The sequence below is a fragment of the Rathayibacter sp. AY1E2 genome (assembly GCF_002932325.1).
In the GTDB taxonomy this organism is placed as follows: Bacteria; Actinomycetota; Actinomycetes; order Actinomycetales; family Microbacteriaceae; genus Rathayibacter.
Genome location: NZ_PSVO01000006.1, coordinates 102,813 through 122,034 on the forward strand (window position 1 = coordinate 102,813; position 19,222 = coordinate 122,034).

Genomic DNA, 19,222 nt, shown 5'->3' on the forward strand with positions numbered 1-19,222 from the left:
GCGCGTCCGCGTGTAAATTCGCCGTGACGCGAGAGGACGTTCTGTATGGCCTACCTGCTGTCGGACGCGATGCGGGATCCGCGCCTCGCCGCCATGCTCCCGGTGGTGGCCGCCGGGCACGCGGCCGCCGAGCGCGCCGTGATCCGCTGGGCCCACACGAGCGAGCAGCTCGACATCGCGCCCCTCCTCCTCGGAGGCGAGCTGCTCCTGATGGAGGGCGCGCTCCTCTCGACCGACCAGGACCCGGCGGAGTGCCGCGAGTACGTGCGGTCTCTGGTGGATGCGGGAGTCGGCGCCCTCGCTCTCGAGCTCTCGCCGCGCCTGCCCGCGGTGCCGCCGCCGATCGTCGCGGCGGCCGACGAGCTCGGCCTCCCCGTGCTCGCCCTGCCCCGGCGAGTCCCCTTCGTGCAGGTCTGCGAGAGCATCAACACCCATCTCACCGAGCAGAAGTTCCGGAGCATCCGACTGGCGGACAGAGTGTCCGGTCTGCTGGCCGACGCGGCCTCCGGGGACGCCGGCGTCGACGAGCTCCTGCAGGTCGTCGCCTCCGCGACGGGCGCCTCCGCCTCGCTCGTCTCGCTCACGGGCGACGAGATCGCCCGCGCCTCGCCCGGGCCGGGCGTCGACACGGAGCCGACGGCCGGGACGTTCTCGAACGTGCTGCACGCGGGCGACTCCCTCCTGGGCACCCTGCATCTGCGGGCCCACGCCGACGCCGACCTCCACGCCGTCGCCGTCGCGCTCGACCGGGCGCCGGACGTCCTCGCGATCGCCGTGCTCCGGCACCGCCCGCCGTCGGTCACCGAGCGGCTGACCGCCCAGCTCTTCGCGATCGCATCTGTCGAGCGCGCGGACCCGGCGGCCGACCTCCAGATCGACGCCTTCCTCGGCCGCCTCGGCGCCGGCTCCCGGGAGCGCTACCTCGGCGTCCGGGCCGACACCGGTCACGACGACCGGCGGCTCCGCGCTCTGCTCCGCCTCCTGACGGGCGCAGGAGCGGATCCCGGCCCGGTGCTCTGCGTGGTCGGCTCCGAGCTGCTGGCGCTGCTGCCGTTCGCCACCGCCGCCGCGATGGAGGAGGGCCGCGCGGAGCTGCTGCGCCTCGGCGCCGCCCTCGACTCGGACGCTCTGCTCTGCGTCGGCAGCGGGCTCGGCGGGCAGGAGCGGGTGCCGCGGGAGCTGGCGGAGGTGCGCGGCGCGCGCGAGTGGGCGCCCGCAGGCGGAGTCGTCGACTCGCGCCAGTACCGCCTGGAGCGGTTCGCGAGCTCCCTGCAGGACGATCCGGAGGCGGACGACCTCGTCGAGGAGGTGCTCGGGCCCCTGCGCGCCCAGCGCGGCGAGCTGCTCGCCACCCTCGAGGCCTTCGCGTCGCTGTGGGGGAGCAAGACGGCGACGGCGGCCGCGCTCGGCATCGGCCGGCAGACCCTCTACGACCGGCTCGCGCGGATCGAGGAGCTGATCGGCCCGCTCGACTCGTCGCCGGCCCGCGCCCGGGTCGTCATGACCGCCGTCTTCCTGCACCGGGCGCGCGCGGCGCTCCCGGCGGGCTCGCCTCCGGTCGGGCGGACGTTCCCGCCTCCCGCCGAACGCTGACGCGGCCGGACGGGATCGACCGGCTCAGGCGGGCAGCAGCTCCGCGACGAGCGCCTGCACACGGGCCCTGATGTCGTCGCGGATCGAGCGGACCTCCTCGAGCGGTCGGCCCTTCGGGTCGGCGAGGTCCCAGTCCTCGTAGCGCTTGCCCGGGAAGACGGGGCAGACGTCGCCGCAGCCCATCGTGATCACGACGTCGGAGGCCTGGACCTGCTCGGTGGTCATCAGCTGCGGGACGGCCTGCGAGATGTCGATGCCCTCCTCCGCCATCGCCTCGATCGCGATCGGGTTGATGCTGTCGCCGGGCTCGGAGCCGCCGGAGCGGACCTCGACGGCGCCGCCGGAGAGGGCGCGGAGGTAGCCGGCGGCCATCTGCGAGCGGCCGGCGTTGTGGATGCAGACGAAGAGGACGGTGGGGGCGGCCATCGGGGCTCCTTATGTCGAGGGGCGGTGCTCGGAGGAGCACGGGGCGAGGGTAGCGCGCCCGGGCGAACGGCTCGCGGGCCTGCGGAGCCGCAGGAGACTCGGACGGCCGGGTCGGGAATATACCCCCCGGGGGTATGTTTCACTCCCCTGGACCGAACCGGAGGAGACACCATGACCGACCACGCCCACCACCACCCGACCACCTGGCGCGCCGCCGCCCTCGCGACCCTGCACTGCCTGACCGGCTGCGCGATCGGCGAGGTCCTCGGCATGGTGATCGGCTCCGCCCTGGGGCTGCCCGCCCTGGCGACGGTCGCCCTCTCGATCGTCCTCGCGTTCGTGTTCGGCTACGCGCTCACGCTGCGGGGGGTGCTCCGCTCCGGAGTGACGTGGCGCGCCGCCGTCGGCATCGCGCTGGCGGCCGACACCGTCTCGATCGCCGTGATGGAGGTCGTCGACAACACGGTGGTGCTCGCGATCCCCGGAGCGATGGACGCGGGCCTCTCGTCCGGCCTCTTCTGGGGCTCGCTCGCCGGCGCCCTGGCCCTGGCCTTCGTCGTCACGACCCCGGTGAACCGCCTGCTCATCTCCCGCGGCCGCGGCCACGCAGTCGTCCACGGCCTGCACGGCTGAGCCGCGCGGGTCTCGACAGGGCGCCTGCGGCGGCTGCTCGACCAGCAGGAGGCGCGTGCCGATCGAGCCGCCCGGGCAGCAGGCGCCGCGAGATCCCGTCGGCCGTCAGCCCTGCAGGCGGCGGTAGTGGCGGTTGCGGACCGAGAGGATCGCGCCTCCGATCACCGCCGCGAGGAACGAGCCGGCCAGGACGCCGACCTTCACATGGTCGTCGGACTCGCTGCCCGCGCCGAACGACAGCTCGCCGACCAGCAGCGACACCGTGAATCCGATGCCGGCCACGAACGCCATGCCGATCACGTCCACCCAGCGCAGCGACGGATCCAGGCCGATGCCGCGGAACCGGGTCAGGAGGAAAGTGCTCCCGGCGATGCCGAGCGGCTTGCCGAGCACGAGGCCTGCGATGATGCCCACGGCGATCGAGTCCTGGAACGAGTCGACCAGACCCGCGACTCCGCCGACCGTCACTCCGGCCGAGAAGAACGCGAAGACCGGCACCGCGACCGCGGTCGAGAGGACGCTCCAGCGGTCGGCGAAGTGCGCGGCGAGGCCGTCGTAGACCGGGCGCCCCTCCGCGTCCGACCCCACCCGCACTCGGGCGCGCTTCGTCGCGACGACCGGCACGGTGAAGCCGAGCAGCACGCCCGCGACCGTGGCGTGGATGCCCGAGGCGTGCACGAGCGCCCACGTCGCCACTCCGAGCGGGATCAGCACCCACCAGGCGCGCACGCCGCGCTGCACGCAGACCGCGAAGACCGCCAGCGGCACCAGCGCGAGCAGGAGCATCAGCACGTCGATGCCGGCGGTGTAGAAGACGGCGATGATCGTGATCGCGATGAGGTCGTCCACCACGGCGAGCGTGAGGAGGAACGTCCGCAGCGCCGGCGGGAGGAAGCGGCCGACCACGGCGATCACCGCGACGGCGAAGGCGATGTCGGTGGCGGCGGGGATCGCCCAGCCGTCCAGCGCGGCTCCTCCGCGGGGCAGGTTCACCGCGGTGAAGATCAGGGCGGGGACGGCCACGCCGCCGACGGCCGCGACGATCGGCACGAGCGCCGTCTTGGGGTCGCGGAGCTTGCCGGCGACGAACTCCTCCTTGAGCTCGAGCCCGACGACGAAGAAGAAGATCGCGAGCAGGCCGTCGGCCGCCCACGACCCGACGCTCAGCTCGAGGTGCAGGGCCTCGGGGCCGAAGCGGAAGTCGCGGACCGCGGTGTAGAGCGCGGACGCGGGGCTGTTGGCGACGATCAGGGCGAGGAGGGTCGCGGTGAGCAGGAACGCTCCGCCGACCGTGTCCTTCTGGAGGGTCTGGCGGAGTCCCCGCCAGATCGAGTGGGGGGCCTGATCGGCGGGCAGGGGCTGGTGCGGCATGAGGGGTTCCGTCCGGAGGGGTGGGTGAGCGCGGGAACGCGGCCGCGGGCTCCGGAGGAGGGGCGGTCGCGGGTCAGCCGCGCGGCGGCGGGCAGCCGGCGATCTCGCCGTGCGCGTTCGTCCCCCACGAGCTGAGCCATCCGTTCGTGCCCGAGGCGCGCTTGGTCAGCAGCAGCCGGGTCGGGTACGCCGCGGCGGCGCGCGCGCGGGCGCGGCTCAGCGGAGGGAGGGTCAGGGGCACCGGACCAGGGTACCGGTGGCACCCGCGAGGGGGCCGGGTGTGCACGAGCGCTCGGAGGAGGAGCCGTCTCTCCCGCTGCCGAGCCTCACCGCCCCGTCCGCTCAGGGGACCTCGTGCCCCGGGCCCGGCTGCCCGCCGAGCAGCGGGCGCAGCGCGGTCGCGACGGCGTCGGCGCGCTCCTCGCCGCCGAACCACGCGTTGCCGGCCCGCACGAGCGGGTAGGCGGCCGCGAGGAGGTCGCGCCCCGCCGGGGTCAGGGCGATCCGGGAGTGACGGCCGCGGCCGCGCTCGGCGCCCCGGTCGAGCAGGCCCCGCTCCGCCAGCCCGGCGACCAGGGCGGTCATGCTCTGCGGGCGGACGCCGACGGCGCGGGCGAGGTCGGCCTGCGTCAGCCCGTCGGCCGCCGAGAGCTGCGCCAGCACGCCGAACTCGACCGGGCTGAGCCCGACCGGCGCGAGCGCGTCGCCGACCCGCCTCGCCAGGTCGCGGGCGGCGCGGATGACCGTCCAGGCGGCGATCGCGTCGACGTCGTCGCGGGTCAGGGAGAACTCCGAGGACATGGACCGAGCGTACCGGCGTAGTCTTCGAGTATCAGTTAGTTGATACCGAGGAGGAATCATGAGCGACGTGATCGCTATCACCGGAGTCACCGGCGACGTCGGCGGAAAGACCTTCGAGCGGCTCGTGGCGGCCGGCGCGCCCGTCCGGGCGATCGTCCGCCGGCCGGAGCAGGCGGCGGCCCTCGCGGCCCGCGGCCTCGACGCGCGGATCGCCGACCTCGGCGACGGGGCCGCACTGACCGCCGCCCTCCGGGGCGCCGACCAGCTCTTCCTGGTCACCGCCGCCACCCCGCGCCAGGCCGAGCACGGCGCCACCGCCGTCCGCGCCGCCCAGGAGGCGGGCGTCCGCGCGCTCGTGCAGCTCAGCGGCGGCGACGCGGCCGAGCACTCGCCGCTCCCCTGGGGCCGCGCGATCTGGCGGACCGACGAGCGGGTGCGCGCCTCCGGGCTGCCCGCGACGATCCTCCACGCCTCGGGCTTCCTGACGAACCTCGAGCCCTCGGCGCCCGCGATCTCGCGCGGTCTGCTCCCGCAGACGATGGGGCGCGGCGTCATCCCGTGGATCGACACCGCCGACATCGCCCGGGTCGCCGCGCGCGTCCTCGAGGCGGGAGGGCACACCGGCGCCGAGCCCGTCCTCACCGGACCGGCCCTGCTCGACGGACCCGGCGCCGCCCGCGAGCTGACCGCGGGCCTGGGGCGGCGCGTCCGCTACCTGCACCTGCCCAGCCGCGTGTTCGCCGGGGTCCTGCGCCTCACCGGCATGTCCGCGTGGCAGGCGGAGGGGCTCCGCCGGCAGTTCGGAGTCGTCGCCCGCCGCGGCCTGGACGGCGTCGACGTGCTCACCGACGAGGTCGAGCGGATCACGGGGACGCCGGCCCGCTCGACGGCCGACTGGGCGCGGTCCCGCCGCTCCGTGCTCCTCGGGCGGGAGTAGCCGCGACCCCTGCACGCTCCACCCGGCACCGGTACCCCTACCCGTGGATCCGCCGCAGGCGCATCGTAGGGCTGTGAAGCAGATCCAGTACGCCGGCGCGACCTTCCAGGTGGGGGACGCGGTCGCCGACGCACTCGTCTCCTACGCCTCCGGGCTCGCCGCCCACGGCCGCACCGACAGTGTCGAGCTCCCCGTGCTCGGCGGCGACGGCCACGCGACGGTCGTGACGCTGCTGCTCAACTCCGCGACGAGCCTCTTCGTCTCCGGCGCCGCAGGCCTCCTGCCCGGGCTCGACGAGAAGGCCGTCGCCGCCGACCTCCGCCAGCGGACGCAGTGGCTGGACGCGGTCCCGGCGGTCACCGCCGTGGAGCCGAGCGCTCCGGAGGACCTGATCTGGCTCGAGTTCCCGGAGGTCGCGGCCCTGATGGACCCCGAGACCGGCGCCCGCTCCCCCGCCGCGCTCCACCTCGTCGAGCACTCGCCGCGGCGCGACTCCCTCGTCTTCACCGTCGTCTACGTCAGCACCCTCGACCGCGACCTGGGCTCGGGGGAGATCCGCCGGCTGCTCGAGACGAGCCGCCGCAACAACGTCGAGCACGGCGTCTCGGGGATGCTCGTCTTCCGCGGCCGCCGCGTGATGCAGCTGCTCGAGGGCGAGGAGTCCGACGTGCGCTCGCTCTACGCGCGGATCCTCGCCGACCCGCGGCACGAGGGAGTGGTCACCGTCTGGACCAGCGTGCACGAGCAGCGCCGGTTCCCGGACTGGTCGATGGGCTTCGACGAGCTCGACCTGCCCGTCGAGCGGCCCGCCTCCTGGCCCGAGCCGGACCTCCCCGAGCAGTCGATCGACGCCGTGGCGGACGACTACCTCCGCCGCCGGTCGGAGGCGCTGCGGAGCGCGCTGGTGAGCAGCGACCCCCTCGTCGCGAGCCTCGCCGTCATCCTGCACGGGCACCGCCCCGAGCGCGTCCTCGAGGGCGGCGCCGGAGTGCGGCTGCGCTGCGCCGAGTGCCGCGCCTTCGACGCCCACGACGGGTACGACTCCTACCCCTGCGCGACCGCGAGGACCGCGATCCAGGCGCTCGAGGCGGCCTGACGCGAGCCGGGCGGCCGTGCGGGATCACCGTCCCGGGGCACTCCGAGCGCACCCCCCTTCCGCGGGTCTGCGCAAGCCCGTCCGCTCGCCCCGGCGCGCGCCTAGGGTGAGGCCATGACCGATCCCGGCGCGGCCCGCCACGACGTCCTCATCATCGGCGGCGGCAACGCCGGACTCTCGACCGCGGGACGCCTGCGGCGCTCCGGAGTGGACGACGTCGCGGTGATCGAGCCCCGGTCGACCCACGTCTACCAGCCGATGCTCTCCCACGTCGCGGGCGGCACAGCACCCGCCTCCGCGGCGACCCGGCCCCAGGGCTCGGTGACACCGAAGGGGGTCGTCTGGATCCAGGACCGCGTCGAGACGCTCGACCCGGTCGCGCACACGGTCACCCTCCTCTCCGGCCGCACCGTCGGCTACGGGCAGCTCGTCGTCTGCCCCGGGATCCAGAAGGACTGGGCCGCGGTCCCCGGGCTCCAGGAGGCGATGGACTCGCCGTTCGGAGTGTCCAACTACGAGTACGAGTACGCCCGCAAGGCGTCGCAGGTGCTCCGCGAGGTCCGCTCCGGCACCGTCGTCTTCACGCAGCCCGGCGGCCCCGGCACCTGCTCCGGCGCCTCGCAGAAGCCGATGTACCTCGCCTGCGACTACTGGCGCGCGACCGGCGTCCTCGACCGCATCCGCGTTGTGCTCGTCGTGCCGACCCCCACCCTGTTCGGGATGCCGCTGATCGACTCCGAGCTCGAGCGGAAGGTGGCGGAGTACGGGATCGAGGTCCGCTACGGCCGCGAGCTGGTCGAGGTCGACGCGGCCGAGCGGCGGGTCGTCCTCGCCGTCGACGAGCGCGCGACCGCCCTCCCCGGCCCCGACCGCGCGCGGCGCTCGACCGACGGCCCGCGCGAGACGCTGTCGTACGACGTGCTGCACGCCGTGCCCCCGCAGTCGGCCCCCGACTGGCTGGCCGGCACCGGACTGGCCGCCGAGGGCGACGAGGGCGGCTTCGTCGAGGTCGACCCGCTGACCCTGCGGCACCCACGGTTCCCCGACGTCTGGGCGCTCGGCGACGCGGCGGCCACGGTCAACTCGAAGTCCGGAGGAGCGCTGCGCCAGCAGACCACCACGCTCGCGAAGAACCTCGTCGCCGCGCAGAAGGGCCGCCCGCTCCCCCGCGTGTACAACGGCTACTCCGTCTGCCCCTTCGTGGTCTCGCGCTCGAGCGTGGTGTTCGCCGAGTTCGACGACCGCTACCGCCCGAAGCCGACCGTCCCCTTCTGGACGGGTCTGGCGAAGGAGCGGCGCCTCACCTACCTCGCCGACCGCCGCGTCCTGCCGTGGGTGTACTGGAATCTGATCCTGCAGGGACGGGCCTGAGCGTCCTCTTCCGGACATGTCCGGTAGAGGCGCTTGCCGCTGCTGGACGCGCTCCCGAGACTGAGGGGTCGGCACCACCGTCCGACGCGCCCCCTCGTCCCCTGGAGGACCCGATGCGGCCCAGCCCGACTCCCGACCGCTCCGGCACCGCGCGATGACGACCGCGCAGGACTGGGGGCCCTCGACCGACGCGGACTCCGCCGGCGGTCCGCCCGCCTCGCGGAGGCAGCGCGTGCGCGCCTGGATGCGCGGCGGCTCCTTCGGGCCGACCGGCCTCACCCGGCGCGGCTGCCTCCTGGTGCTGGCGTCGGTGCTCGTGGTGGCGGTGCCGGTCGTCGCGCTGACGCTCGCGCATGTCGATCCGCACGCGTCGCTCAAGGTCTGGATCCTGGCGATCACGCTGATCGCGCTGGTCGGAGCGCTGCTCCGGGTCGTCGCCGACGCCGGTCCGGACCCGCAGGCCGACCTCGACCGCGCGGGCAAGGCGGTCGGAGCAGTGGCCGCGGCCTACACGGCGCTGGCCGTGATCATCGACTGGGGGATGCTGCACCTCTGAGGCGCGGTCAGCGGGCCTCGTCGCGCGGGTCGTCCGTGCCGTCGGGAGCGCTGCCGATCACGTCCGGTGTGCCGCCGGTGCCGCCCTGCGCGCTCCCGGTCCCGCCCTGCGCCGCTCGCTCGTCCTCGCGCCGGCTGAGCCAGCCCGGGCCCTCGCGCCGCAGCCGCTCCGCCTCCGGACTCGGGACGGGCGGCGCCGCCGGCCGCCGCAGGAGCCGCACCTGCCGGACCGCGCCGAGCACCACTCCGGCGCCGAACAGCGGCAGGCCGAGCAGGAGCACCAGCCACAGCGGCGCGTGCCGGCGTCCGCCGCCGACGACCGCGCCGAGATCCCAGCCCGCGTCCGCCGCCAGCCAGAGCATCCCCGCCACGAAGACGGCGCTCACCAGCGAGAGCGCCCAGGGCTGCGCGAGGAGGAGCGCCTGCGCGCGCTCCGTGCGGAAACCCTTCGCCATGCGCCGATCCTAGGCGGGCGTCAGCCGGCGAGGATCCGGTCGACCAGCCCCTGCGCGTCGCCCTCCGCGGGAACGGTCTGCACGGTGTCGCCCTCGATCGGCTGCATGACGGAGAGCGCAGACTCGACCCGGTCGCCCACGCGGAGGAGGAGCCGGGCGTCGGCCCCCTCGTCGATGGCCGCCTGCGAGCCGCGGCGCAGGAGGGCGGCGCCCGCCTCGTCGAACCGGACGTCGACGACCCCCGTGCTCGGATCGGCCTCGACCGCGGCGACGCCCGCGCGGGTGAAGTCCTCGGGATCGACGAGGACGTCCTGCCCGCCGACCGGGACGCACTGCGGATCGGAGCCGGGCTCGCAGAGCGCCGAGACGGCGACCCCGAGGCCGCCGACGGGCTCCGGAGTGGCGGACGGGGACGACGCGGACGACGACCCGGCGGAGCAGCCGGTCAGGGCGAGCAGGAGGAGCGCGGCGGCTCCGGGGGCGGTGCGGCGGATCACGGGATCTCCTCGGGTCGCGTCGGAGCGCGCCACGATACCGAGGCTCCGGCGCTGCGGCCACTCGGCGGCACGGCTCGGGCGGAGCGGCTGCGGCGGGCGGCGGCGGACCGGAGGAACCCGGCCGGATCCCCGGGCTGGTCGCTCGGGGCCGGACCCCGCTCGATCCCTCCGCACGGGGCCGGTCGGAGCCCGGCCTCCCGGAGCCCGCCCTCAGAGGCGGACGACCAGCTTCACCGCCGACACACCCTCGTGCAGCCGGTCGAGGGCGGGCTGCAGCGCGGCGAGCCCCTCACCCACCACCTCGGGCGCCGGGGCGCAGACGTGACGGCCCTCGGCGAGCGCCGCCGGCAGGTGGTCGCGCCACAGCATCGGCCCCACCTCGTTCGTCATCAGCGAGCCGCCCCAGACGAAGCGGGCGCGGATGCCGCGGCGCCGGGCCGCGATCTGCAGCGCCGCGGTGCCGCCGACCACGCGCAGCATCGTCCGCACGAAGGCGGCGCTGACACCGCGCCGGCGCGGGAGCGAGCCGAACGAGACGGAGGGGCTGGCCAGGGCGACGCGTCGCGCTCCGGTGGCTGCGGCCACCGCCACCGACGGAGCACCGGAGCCCGTCCCGATCGCGAGCACCCCCGCGACCTCGTGGCCCGCGAGCGCCGCCACCAGGTCGGCGACGACGGTGGGGCTGCGGTAGTCGAGCACGATCTCGGCGCCCAGCTCGCGCATCCGCTCGTGGTTGCGAGGCGACGCGGTCGTCGCGACGCGGTGCCCGGAGGCGACGGCGAGCTGGATCGCGTTGCTCCCCACGCTCGTCGTCCCGCCCCAGACCACGACCGTCCTGCCCGTCGGCCGGACCGCGACGCTCGGGTGCGGCAGGGCGAGGTGGTCCCGCTGGAACAGCGCCGTCGCCGCCGTCGAGACCGCGAGCGGCAGCACCGCCGCCTCCTCGAAGCCCAGCCGGTCGGGGATCGGCGCCGCCAGGTCCTCGCGCACGACCGTGTACTCCTGGAAGGCGCCCTCGTCGCGGTTCCGCCGCCCGCGCTCCATCCCGACCGCGTACGCGACGACCCGGTCGCCGACGGCGAAGCGCGTCACTCCAGGGCCGACCGCCTCGACCACTCCCGCCACGTCCTCCCCGAGCACCGCCGGGTACGGCACCCACCGGAACGTCAGATCGCCCGTCCACTGCTTCATCTCGTCGACCGGATTCACGGCCAGGGCGCGGTTGCGCAGCAGGACCTCCCCCGGACTGGGGACGGGCATCGGAGCGGGGCGGACGACGAGGTCGGCCCGAGGGGCGGTCAGCAGGGCGGCGGCGTTCTCGGGCACGGGCGGCTCCAGTCGGAAGTGATGGCAGGACGTGTCGTCACACTACTCCTGATGACACGTCGTGTCGTCAGCTATCCTGGGCGGATGTCACGCTGGGCCCCCGATGCCGCCCTCCGCCTCGAGCAGGCGGCGATGGAGCTCTTCGCCGAGCACGGCTACGCGGGCACCACCGTCCCCGCGATCGCAGAGCGCGCCGGGCTCACCACCCGCACCTTCTTCCGCCACTTCGCGGACAAGCGCGACGTCCTCTTCCTCCGCGAGCGCGAGTTCCCCGAGATCGTCGGCCGCCTGCTCGCCGGCGCCCCCGCCGGCCTCGCGCCGATGGACCTCGTGATGCACGGCCTCGAGGCGGCCGCCTCGGGCGACCTCCAGACCTGGCGCGCTCAGATTTCCGCCCGCCGTGCCGTTGTGCGCTCCGAGCCGCAGCTGCGTGAGCGCGAGCTCCTGAAGTCGGCCGCCCTCGCCGAGAGCATGCGCGCCGCCCTCGTCGACGCCGGAGTCGCGCCGGAGGACGCGGCCCTCGCCGCCCTCGCGGCCTCCGCCCTCTTCGACCTCGCCCTGGAGCGCTGGCTCGCCGCGCCCGAGGGGTCCCTCCTGGTCGACGTCCTCCGCGCCGAGCGCGCACGCCTCGGCGCACTGCTCGCGCGCTGACCCCGCACGCCGCTGTCGAGGCGTCGCGAACGGTCGTCCTCCGCGGCGGGAGGCGACCGTTCGCGACGCCTCGGACCGGCGGGCGGGGGACGATCCGCTCAGAGCGCCCAGGGGAAGGCGGGAGCGTTCGAGCGGGCGCCCTGCGCGGCCTTCGAGCGGCCGGGCTCGCCGAGCTCGGCGAGCAGCGCCTCCGACTCGCCGACGAGGACCGCGAGCGCGCCGGGCGTGAACCAGTCGGGGCGCAGGGCGAACAGGAGGTCCTCGGTCGCCGTGTTGCCGCTGGCGCCCGGTGCGAAGGGGCAGCCGCCGAGGCCGCCGAGCGCGCCGTCGACCACCGCGGCCCCGGCCTGCACGGCGGCGATCGCGTTCGCGACGCCCGAGCCCCAGGTGTCGTGGCCGTGGAACACGATCTCGCGGGGCGGGGTCTCCGCGGCCACGCGCGAGACGAGCGACGCCACCTGGCCGGCGTGCGCCTGACCGAGCGTGTCGCAGACGACCACGTCGGCCGCTCCCGCCGCTCGCGGGTCACGCGCGATCGCGAGCACGCGCTCCGGGTCGACCGGGCCCTCGAACGGGCAGGTGAAGGAGGTGGCGATGCACAGCTGGATCCGCCCGCCGACGCTCTCGGCGAGCTCGACCGCCTCCGGCATCGCGGCCAGGCTCGCCTCGGTCGGCCTGCCGACGTTGGCGAGGTTGTGCGAGTCGGACGCCGAGAAGCAGTACTGGAAGCGGCGCGCCCCCGCGGCGGCCGCACGCTCGACGTGGCGCGGAGTCGCGACCCACACCCAGCACCGCTCCAGCTCCTCGGGAGTGAGCGCGGCGATCACGTCGAGGGTGTCGGCCATCGGAGGGACGAGGTCGCCGCGCGCGAGCGAGCCGATCTCGAGCTCGGGCACTCCCGCGGCGAGCAGCGTGCGCGCGAGGTCGACCTTGCGCTCGGTCGTCAGGAGCTTGCCGGTGAGCTGCAGGCCGTCGCGGAGGGTGACGTCGCGCAGGCGCGCGGAGGCGAGCGCGGTCACCGGCCGGTCTCCTCGGCAGCGGCGGCGGAGGGAGCAGCAGCAGCGGCCGGAGCTGCAGCAGCAGCCCCGCCGGCGGAGGGAGCAGCGGGACCGGTGCGCCGGAGCATCCCCAGCACCTCCTCGGTGTCCTGGCCCAGGTCGGGCGCGAGCGAGCGGATGGGGAGGGAGCGGCCGCCGAGCACCGGCACGATCCCCGGGAAGCCCACGCCGCGCAGGGTGCCGCCGGCGTCCTCGACGTCGAAGGCCTGGATCATGTCGCGCGCCGCGTACTGCTCGCTCGCGCTGATGTCGGCGGCCGTGTAGATCGGGCCGGAGGGGACGCCCTCGTCGTCGAGGACCGCGAGCGCCTCGGCGGCGGTGCGGCCCGCCGTCCACGCGCCGATCACCGCGTCCAGCTCGTCGCGCCGGGCCCAGCGCTGCTCGTTCGAGGCGAGCGCCGGGTCCTCGCCCAGGTCGGCGCGGCCGATCACCGCCATCAGCCGCTGGAAGATCGCGTCCGCGTTCCCCGCGATCACGATGCTCGCCCCGTCGGCGCAGGTGTAGGCGTTGGTCGGGGCGATGCCCTCCATCCGCCCGCCGACCCGCTCCCGGACGATGCCGTGCGCCTGGAAGTCGGGGATCAGCGACTCCGTCATCGAGAACATCGCCTCGTGCAGCGCCACGTCGACGACCCGCTCCGCCAGCGGTGCCGGATCCAGCCCGGCGGAGCGGCGGGTCTCGCGCTGGAACAGCGCCATCATCACTCCGTAGCCCGCGTACAGCCCGGCGATCGAGTCGCCGATCGAGACGCCGACGCGCACGGGCGGCCGGTCCGGGTCGCCGACCAGCTCGCGGAACCCGCCCATCGCCTCCGCGACCGCCGCGAACCCGGGCCGGGCCGACAGCGGGCCGGTCTGCCCGAAGGCGGAGATGCGGCCGATCACGATGCCGGGCCGGGCCTCGTCGAGCACGTCCGGCCCGATCCCCCAGCGCTCGAGCGTGCCGGGACGGAAGTTCTCGAGCACCACGTCGCACTCGGCGACCAGGCGGCGGACGGCGTCGCGCCCCTCGTCCGTGCGCAGGTCGAGCGCGATCGAGCGCTTGTTGCGGTTGATCGTGTGGAAGAGGAGCGAGGTCTCGGACCCCTCGTGCAGCCGCCAGCGGCGCAGCTCGTCCCCCGTGCCCGGCCGCTCCACCTTGATCACCTCGGCGCCGAAGTCGGCGAGCAGCCGGCCCGCGGTGGGCGCCGCGATGAAGTTGCCGAGCTCGAGGACGCGGACGCCCGCGAGCGGGAGGGGTGCGGTCATGGCACGGCCTTTCGCTCCCGTCGAGGCTAGCGCGGAGGACGGCGCCACCCCCTGCCCTCACGCGGACGCCCGACCTACACTTGCCGGACATCATGCGCAGACACACCCTTACTCCGCGACCGGACTGGCGAGCCCGCTGCGACGAGATCGGCTTCAGCTTCTACGACCTCCCCTCCGAGGGCGGCCGCCCCTACTGGAACGAGTCCGCGGCGTACTCCTTCGAGCCCGCCGAGATCGACCTGCTCGAGCGCACGACCTCGGAGCTCTTCGACCTCTGCATGGAGGCGTGCGAGCTCGTGGTGCGGAAGGGCCGCTTCGCCGAGTTCGGCATCCCGCCCCGCTTCCACGACCTGGTGCGCACCTCGTGGGACGAGGACGACCCCACGGTCTACGGCCGCTTCGACCTCGCCTACGACGGCGCGGGCGCGGTGAAGCTGCTCGAGTTCAACGCCGACACCCCGACCTCGCTGGTCGAGACGGCCGCGGCCCAGTGGCAGTGGCTCGTCGAGACGAAGGGGCCCGACGCCGACCAGTTCAACAGCCTGCACGAGCAGCTCGTCGAACAGTGGCGCCACCTCCGCCTCGAGCGCTGGAGCCTCGACGAGGGCGCCCGGCTGCACCTCGCGTCGCTGCACGACTCCGGAGACGGCGAGATGATCGTCGAGGACGCCGACACCGTCGCCTACATGGCCGAGACCGCGGCGCAGGCCGGCTTCGACCCCAAGCTGATCTTCGTCGAGGACATCCGCTACGAGCTCGACGGCGCCGGCTTCCTCGACGGCGACGGCGAGCCGATCCGCCACGTCTTCAAGCTGTACCCGTGGGAATGGATGCTCGGCGAGCAGTTCGGCGGCCTCCTCCTCGACCGGCGCGAGCGCACCCGCTGGGTCGAGCCGGCGTGGAAGCTCCTGCTCAGCAACAAGCAGCTGCTGGTGGTGCTGTGGGAGATGTTCCGCGGCCACCCGAACCTGCTGCCCGCCTCCGTGCATCCGCTGCCCGGCACCGCGCAGGTGCGCAAGCCGCGCCTGGGCCGGGAGGGCGCCAACGTGACGGTCCTCGACGCCGACGGCTCGGTCGTTGCCGAGAACGGCGGGAGCTACGGCGCCGAGGGCTTCATCCACCAGGAGCGCGCCGAACTGGCCCGGGTCGACGGGAAGACCGTCGTCATCGGCAGCTGGATCGTCGGCGAGACCCCGGCCGGCATCGACGTGCGCGAGACGAGCGGCCTGATCACCGGCGACCTGGCGGAGTTCGTCCCCCACTACATCGAGGGCGGACGGAGCGACGGGGCCGCGACGGACGCGGACGCCGCGTCGGCCGCCTCCCGCCCCGGGCACGGCGCCGCCCCCGCCTACGGCGCTCCCGCGCCCGGCACCCCCGCGCCCGAGTACGGCGCCCCCGAGCACGACCGGCCGCAGGACACCCGCGCGGCCCGCCCGCAGGACGAGGAGATCCGATGACGGACGACGACCGCACCCCCGGCGATTCGGGGACGCCGAGCTCCGGGAACGACTGGGGCAGCCGCGAGCCCGGGGCGGGCTCCGGCACGCCGGGCGGCGGCTCGAGCGGCGGCACCGGCCGCGGCGACGGCTCCACCCGCACCGCTCCCCACCGCTCCCGGAGCGTCGGCATCAGCGGCATCGCGAAGAACCGCCGCGGCCTGCTCATCGGCGGCGCGGTCGCGGTCGGCGCGGTCGGCCTCGCCGTCGCCCTCGCGAACGGCGGCCCCTCGACCGACGGCGTCGTCGCCACGGGAGCCGACGGCCAGGACTACGTCATCCCCGAGAACGCCGAGCGCCCCGTCTACGCGAGCCGCGAGGACTGCCTCGCCGACGTGCGGGAGCAGATCGCCCAGCTCCAGGCGCAGGGCGAGGAGGTCGGCGACGACCCCGAGCAGCTGTGCGAGGCGACCGACGAGTACCGCGGGCACTACGCCGGCGGCTTCTGGCTCGGCCCGCTGATCTTCGCGTCCTCGCGCTGGAACTCGACGCGGGCGACCAGCTGGGCGCCCGTCGCGTCCGGCGGCTTCGCGGCCCGCGGAGCGACCCAGCCCGACGTCGTGCAGCGCGCGCCGGCCGGCTCGACCGTCGGCTCGAAGGCGACCCTCTCCGGCGGCTTCGGCTCCTCCGGCAAGTCCGGCTTCGGCTCCACCGTCGGCGGCTGACCGCAGCGCACCTCCGCCCTCGCGCCCGGGACGCGGGGCGAGACATCCGCCGAGACACCGCTCGCACGCCGGCCGTCTCGACGATCACGGGGACGGCTCGCCGCCGCTCCCTCTCTCAGGAGGAGGGCGTCGTGCTCGGGAAGAAGTGCCGCTCGACGGGATCGCCGTCGGCGTGGGTCAGCGCCGCCGCGCGGATCTCGCGGTCGCGGCCGGTGAGCCGCTGGGTCTCCTGCCGCCGGAACTCGCCCCACGAGGGCACCATGAACGTCTCTAGCTGCACGTCGGCCTCCTCCCCGCTCCGGTAGAGCGCCCAGCGCGAGGCGCCGGTCCGGCGGCGGGAGCTCTCCAGCAGCCGCATGGCCGATCGGAAGTCCGCGAGGGAGTCGGGGCGGACCGTCCACGAGATTTGCACCATCACCGGCCCGTCCGTCGGCTCCGGCTCGAACACCAGCGTGGGCGTGGGCCACGACATCGAGATGCTGCGGTCGACGGTTCCCGTCCCCGGCAGCAGGGGCAGCACCCGCACGCTGGCCGCCACGAGGAGGAGCAGAGCGGCCGCCGCGGCGTACGCGGGCGCGGTGCCGAGCACCTGCGCGGCCAGGCCCCAGCCGATCGAGCCGACCGCCATGGTCCCCATGAAGACCAGGATGTAGATCGAGGCTCCGCGGGACCGCACCCACTGCGGCAGTGTGAGCTGCAGTGCCGCGTTCAGCACGGTGAGGGTGCCGATCCAGGCCAGCCCCGCGAGGACCAGCAGCAGCAGGGCCGGAACGAGGGGCAGGAAGGCCGCCGCGAGAGTCCCCGCCGCGAACAGCACGGCGCTCGCCCCGATGACGTCGTCGTCCGAGAGCTTCCGGCGGGCGAGCGGCAGGGCGAAGACGCCGAGCACGGCACCGGCACCGAGGGCCCCGAGGAGGAAGCCGTAGCCGCTGGAGTCGAGCTGGAGGCGCTTCGCGGTGAGCGGCAGCAGCGCCCAGAGCGCACTGGCGGGCAGGGCGAAGAGCGCGGAGCGGAGGAGGATCCGGCGGACGAGGTGCGCGGAGGCGACGTACCGGATCCCTCCCTTCAGCGCGGCGCCGAACTGCTCGCGGTCGTCGAGGCCGGTCTGCGCCGGCCGCTTCCACCAGAGCAGGGCGAGCACGGCGCCGATGAAGCTCAGGGCGTTGATGCCGAAGACCACCGGAGCGCCGAACGCCGAGAGGACGACTCCCGCCAGGGCCGGGCCGACCGCGCGGGCGCCGTTCACGGTCACGCCGCCGAGGGCCGACGACGCCGCGATCAGGTTCCGGGGCACGAGCTCCGGCTGGATCGCCTGCCAGGCCGGCGAGGTCAGGGTGGAGGTGATGCCGAGGAGGAAGGTGAAGGCCAGGATCGTCCACGGCGTCAGCGCGCCGACCGCCGCCACGACCGTCAGAGCGGCCGCCAGCAGCGCGCTGGCCGACGACCCCCAGATGAGCAGCCGCCGCCGGTCGAGCGAGTCGGCCAGCACGCCCGCGGGGAGGGCGACGAGGATCGAGGGCGCCAGGCTCGCCGTCTGCACCAGCGCGACGACCGCCGCGCCCGCGGCCGCCTCGACCAGGTACCACTGGGCTCCGACGGTCTGCATCCAGGTGCCGATGTTGCTGCCCAGCTGGGCGAACCACAGCACCCGGAAGGCGGTGATCGCCATGGGCGCCCAGGCCGACGGCTGCGCCGGCGCGGACGTCTGCGCCGGGGCGGCGGGAGCGGGAGCCGGAGCGACGTCCTCAGTCACGGGGCACGGCCTGCCGCACCGAGAAGAGGTTGCCGAACGGGTCCAGCAGCTGGCACAGCCGCTCCCCCGTGAACACCGTCTTCGGACCGCGGTGGGCGACGGCGCCGTTCGCCGTCCAGTCGGCGACGACGGCGTCGACGTCGGGGACCGTCCAGTACGGGCTCGTGCCGTCGGGTCCGGGCCGGTTCAGCTCGTCCCGCTCGTGCAGCGTCAGGCGGGTGCCGTCCAGGTCGTAGGCCACGAGCGCCCCGCCGCGGACGACGGGCTCGCGCCCGAGCCTCGCCGAGTACCAGGCGACAGCGGCGTCGAGGTCGTCGACGAAGTAGAAGACGTTTCCGACTCCGGCGAACTCCGTCGTCGTCATGCTCGGGCCAGCGGGAGGGCGTCGCGGAGGAAGGCGAGCGAGGGGCCGATGGCCGCCTCCGTGTACCCCTCGGCGTGACGGGTGCCCGGGATCAGCTGCAGCGTGCTGGCGACTCCGACCGCGGAGAGCGCCCCCTGCATGGCCTGCGCGTCGCTCACGGGGACGAACTCGCCGAGCGAGTTGGCCAGGAACACCGGCCCGCCGTCCGAGGAGGCGTGGCGCGTCGTGGAGGCGGCGGTGAGCAGCCCGCGGTCGCCCCCGACCTCGTTGAGGATCGTCCAGCGCAGGAAGGCGTCGTTCCGGCCGGTCTGGTTGATGTCGGCGCTCTTCATGGCGTCGAGGTCCTGCGTCGTCGGCGTGGCCGGGAGGTCGTCGGTCGCCTCGACGATGCCGAGGAGGTCGAACATCCCCGACCAGCTGACGGCGGGCCGGCCGGTGGCGATCGCGGCCTCCACGACCAGGTTCCCGCCCGCCGATCCGCCGAAGAACGCCAGCCTGCTCCGGTCGAACGCCCACTCGGACGCGACCGCCCACCGCTCCGCGGCGAGCACGTCGTCCCTGCTGGCCGGGAAGACCGAGTCCGGAGCCTCGCGGTAGTCCGCCGCGAACACGAGGTAGCCGGCGTCGACCAGCATCGTCGCGAGCGCCCGCTCCTTGCTCTTGTCGCCCCGGAACCACCCGCCGCCGTGGATCAGCACGACGGCCGGCCGAGCGGCGTCCTCGGCCGGGGACACCGACCTGCTGTACACGTCCAGCACCTGCGGCGACGACCCCCCTTCGACGTACGGAACCCCGATGCTCACTGACGGCTCGTCCGACACGGTGACCCCCTCCGGTCCAGATTCTCGACTGCAGTCAGACCGTAGGAGCCGGGGGCGGCGCGAGCCAGGCCCTGCCGGGGTCACCCAGGAGGGCGCCCGCAGG

Annotated in this window: 21 protein-coding genes; 9 read left to right on the forward strand and 12 right to left on the reverse strand. The window is 75.0% G+C overall.

All coding sequences use genetic code 11. The features are described from left to right. Positions 1-45: 45 nt before the first annotated feature. Positions 46-1,593 (forward strand): PucR family transcriptional regulator, encoded by a 1,548-nt coding sequence (locus tag C5C49_RS07090; protein WP_104273778.1) that lies wholly within the window; start codon positions 46-48, stop codon positions 1,591-1,593. 24 nt (positions 1,594-1,617) lie between these two features. Here the strand turns inward: C5C49_RS07090 and C5C49_RS07095 are convergent, their stop codons facing one another. Then, a complete protein-coding gene (locus C5C49_RS07095; RefSeq protein WP_104222419.1) occupies positions 1,618-2,019 on the reverse strand; it encodes an arsenate reductase ArsC in 402 nt (133 codons plus the stop codon). A gap of 171 nt (positions 2,020-2,190) precedes the next feature. Here C5C49_RS07095 and C5C49_RS07100 point away from each other — a divergent pair, with 171 nt between their 5' ends. Further along, positions 2,191-2,652 (forward strand): DUF4396 domain-containing protein, encoded by a 462-nt coding sequence (locus C5C49_RS07100; protein WP_104234357.1) that lies wholly within the window; start codon positions 2,191-2,193, stop codon positions 2,650-2,652. A 105-nt stretch (positions 2,653-2,757) separates the two neighbouring features. On the opposite strand, the gene nhaA is transcribed toward C5C49_RS07100, so the two are convergent. The 3 genes from nhaA to C5C49_RS07110 all read right to left on the reverse strand — a co-directional run bounded on the left by nhaA (position 2,758) and on the right by C5C49_RS07110 (position 4,824). Next, on the reverse strand, positions 2,758-4,023 hold the full coding sequence (gene nhaA, locus C5C49_RS07105) for a Na+/H+ antiporter NhaA (RefSeq protein ID WP_104255612.1): 1,266 nt from the start codon (positions 4,021-4,023) through the stop codon (positions 2,758-2,760). Positions 4,024-4,096: 73 nt separating this feature from the next. Then, positions 4,097-4,264 (reverse strand): hypothetical protein, encoded by a 168-nt coding sequence (locus C5C49_RS16935; RefSeq protein ID WP_159940701.1) that lies wholly within the window; start codon positions 4,262-4,264, stop codon positions 4,097-4,099. A gap of 101 nt (positions 4,265-4,365) precedes the next feature. After that, entirely contained in the window at positions 4,366-4,824 is a 459-nt protein-coding gene (locus C5C49_RS07110) for a MarR family winged helix-turn-helix transcriptional regulator (protein WP_160035578.1), read from the reverse strand. 58 nt (positions 4,825-4,882) lie between these two features. Between C5C49_RS07110 and C5C49_RS07115 the strand changes: the two genes are divergently transcribed. The 4 genes from C5C49_RS07115 to C5C49_RS07130 all read left to right on the forward strand — a co-directional run bounded on the left by C5C49_RS07115 (position 4,883) and on the right by C5C49_RS07130 (position 8,784). Continuing rightward, positions 4,883-5,761 (forward strand): NAD(P)H-binding protein, encoded by an 879-nt coding sequence (locus C5C49_RS07115; protein ID WP_104345778.1) that lies wholly within the window; start codon positions 4,883-4,885, stop codon positions 5,759-5,761. Between the two features lie 73 nt (positions 5,762-5,834). Continuing rightward, the gene (locus tag C5C49_RS07120; RefSeq protein ID WP_104345779.1) at positions 5,835-6,857 is read left to right on the forward strand and encodes a BLUF domain-containing protein; all 1,023 of its coding nucleotides are present in this window, start codon (positions 5,835-5,837) and stop codon (positions 6,855-6,857) included. A gap of 114 nt (positions 6,858-6,971) precedes the next feature. After that, on the forward strand, positions 6,972-8,228 hold the full coding sequence (locus C5C49_RS07125) for an NAD(P)/FAD-dependent oxidoreductase (RefSeq protein ID WP_104269292.1): 1,257 nt from the start codon (positions 6,972-6,974) through the stop codon (positions 8,226-8,228). A 154-nt stretch (positions 8,229-8,382) separates the two neighbouring features. After that, a complete protein-coding gene (locus C5C49_RS07130; RefSeq protein ID WP_104226999.1) occupies positions 8,383-8,784 on the forward strand; it encodes a hypothetical protein in 402 nt (133 codons plus the stop codon). Positions 8,785-8,791: 7 nt separating this feature from the next. Here the strand turns inward: C5C49_RS07130 and C5C49_RS07135 are convergent, their stop codons facing one another. From C5C49_RS07135 to C5C49_RS07145, 3 genes are all read right to left on the reverse strand, one after another. Continuing rightward, positions 8,792-9,238: a hypothetical protein gene (locus C5C49_RS07135; RefSeq protein ID WP_104255608.1), complete on the reverse strand. Its 447-nt coding sequence runs from the start codon at positions 9,236-9,238 to the stop codon at positions 8,792-8,794. A 20-nt stretch (positions 9,239-9,258) separates the two neighbouring features. Beyond that, entirely contained in the window at positions 9,259-9,735 is a 477-nt protein-coding gene (locus tag C5C49_RS07140) for a hypothetical protein (RefSeq protein ID WP_104345780.1), read from the reverse strand. 210 nt (positions 9,736-9,945) lie between these two features. Continuing rightward, positions 9,946-11,061, reverse strand: a complete 1,116-nt coding sequence (locus C5C49_RS07145) for a zinc-binding alcohol dehydrogenase family protein (protein ID WP_104345781.1) — start codon at positions 11,059-11,061, stop codon at positions 9,946-9,948. A gap of 84 nt (positions 11,062-11,145) precedes the next feature. Here C5C49_RS07145 and C5C49_RS07150 point away from each other — a divergent pair, with 84 nt between their 5' ends. Next, entirely contained in the window at positions 11,146-11,712 is a 567-nt protein-coding gene (locus C5C49_RS07150) for a TetR/AcrR family transcriptional regulator (RefSeq protein ID WP_181135726.1), read from the forward strand. Between the two features lie 98 nt (positions 11,713-11,810). On the opposite strand, the gene C5C49_RS07155 is transcribed toward C5C49_RS07150, so the two are convergent. Continuing rightward, on the reverse strand, positions 11,811-12,731 hold the full coding sequence (locus tag C5C49_RS07155) for a hydroxymethylglutaryl-CoA lyase (protein WP_104345783.1): 921 nt from the start codon (positions 12,729-12,731) through the stop codon (positions 11,811-11,813). After that, positions 12,728-14,017, reverse strand: coding sequence for a CaiB/BaiF CoA-transferase family protein (locus C5C49_RS07160; protein WP_104345784.1), 1,290 nt, complete (start codon positions 14,015-14,017; stop codon positions 12,728-12,730). Before C5C49_RS07160 ends, C5C49_RS07155 begins: the two co-directional genes overlap by 4 nt. A gap of 92 nt (positions 14,018-14,109) precedes the next feature. On the opposite strand from C5C49_RS07160, the gene C5C49_RS07165 reads away from it, so the two are divergent. Beyond that, on the forward strand, positions 14,110-15,477 hold the full coding sequence (locus C5C49_RS07165) for a glutathionylspermidine synthase family protein (RefSeq protein ID WP_181135727.1): 1,368 nt from the start codon (positions 14,110-14,112) through the stop codon (positions 15,475-15,477). Further along, positions 15,474-16,181, forward strand: coding sequence for a hypothetical protein (locus tag C5C49_RS07170; protein WP_104261077.1), 708 nt, complete (start codon positions 15,474-15,476; stop codon positions 16,179-16,181). Before C5C49_RS07165 ends, C5C49_RS07170 begins: the two co-directional genes overlap by 4 nt. 115 nt (positions 16,182-16,296) lie before the next feature. On the opposite strand, the gene C5C49_RS07175 is transcribed toward C5C49_RS07170, so the two are convergent. The 3 genes from C5C49_RS07175 to C5C49_RS07185 are packed head-to-tail and all read right to left on the reverse strand — an operon-like array spanning position 16,297 to position 19,032. Beyond that, positions 16,297-17,934 (reverse strand): MFS transporter, encoded by a 1,638-nt coding sequence (locus tag C5C49_RS07175; RefSeq protein WP_258068410.1) that lies wholly within the window; start codon positions 17,932-17,934, stop codon positions 16,297-16,299. Then, positions 17,927-18,298 (reverse strand): VOC family protein, encoded by a 372-nt coding sequence (locus C5C49_RS07180; RefSeq protein WP_104234343.1) that lies wholly within the window; start codon positions 18,296-18,298, stop codon positions 17,927-17,929. Before C5C49_RS07180 ends, C5C49_RS07175 begins: the two co-directional genes overlap by 8 nt. After that, positions 18,295-19,032 carry an alpha/beta hydrolase gene (locus C5C49_RS07185; RefSeq protein WP_181135728.1) on the reverse strand — a complete coding sequence of 246 codons (738 nt, stop codon included), beginning with the start codon at positions 19,030-19,032 and terminating at the stop codon, positions 18,295-18,297. Before C5C49_RS07185 ends, C5C49_RS07180 begins: the two co-directional genes overlap by 4 nt. Positions 19,033-19,222: the final 190 nt, after the last annotated feature.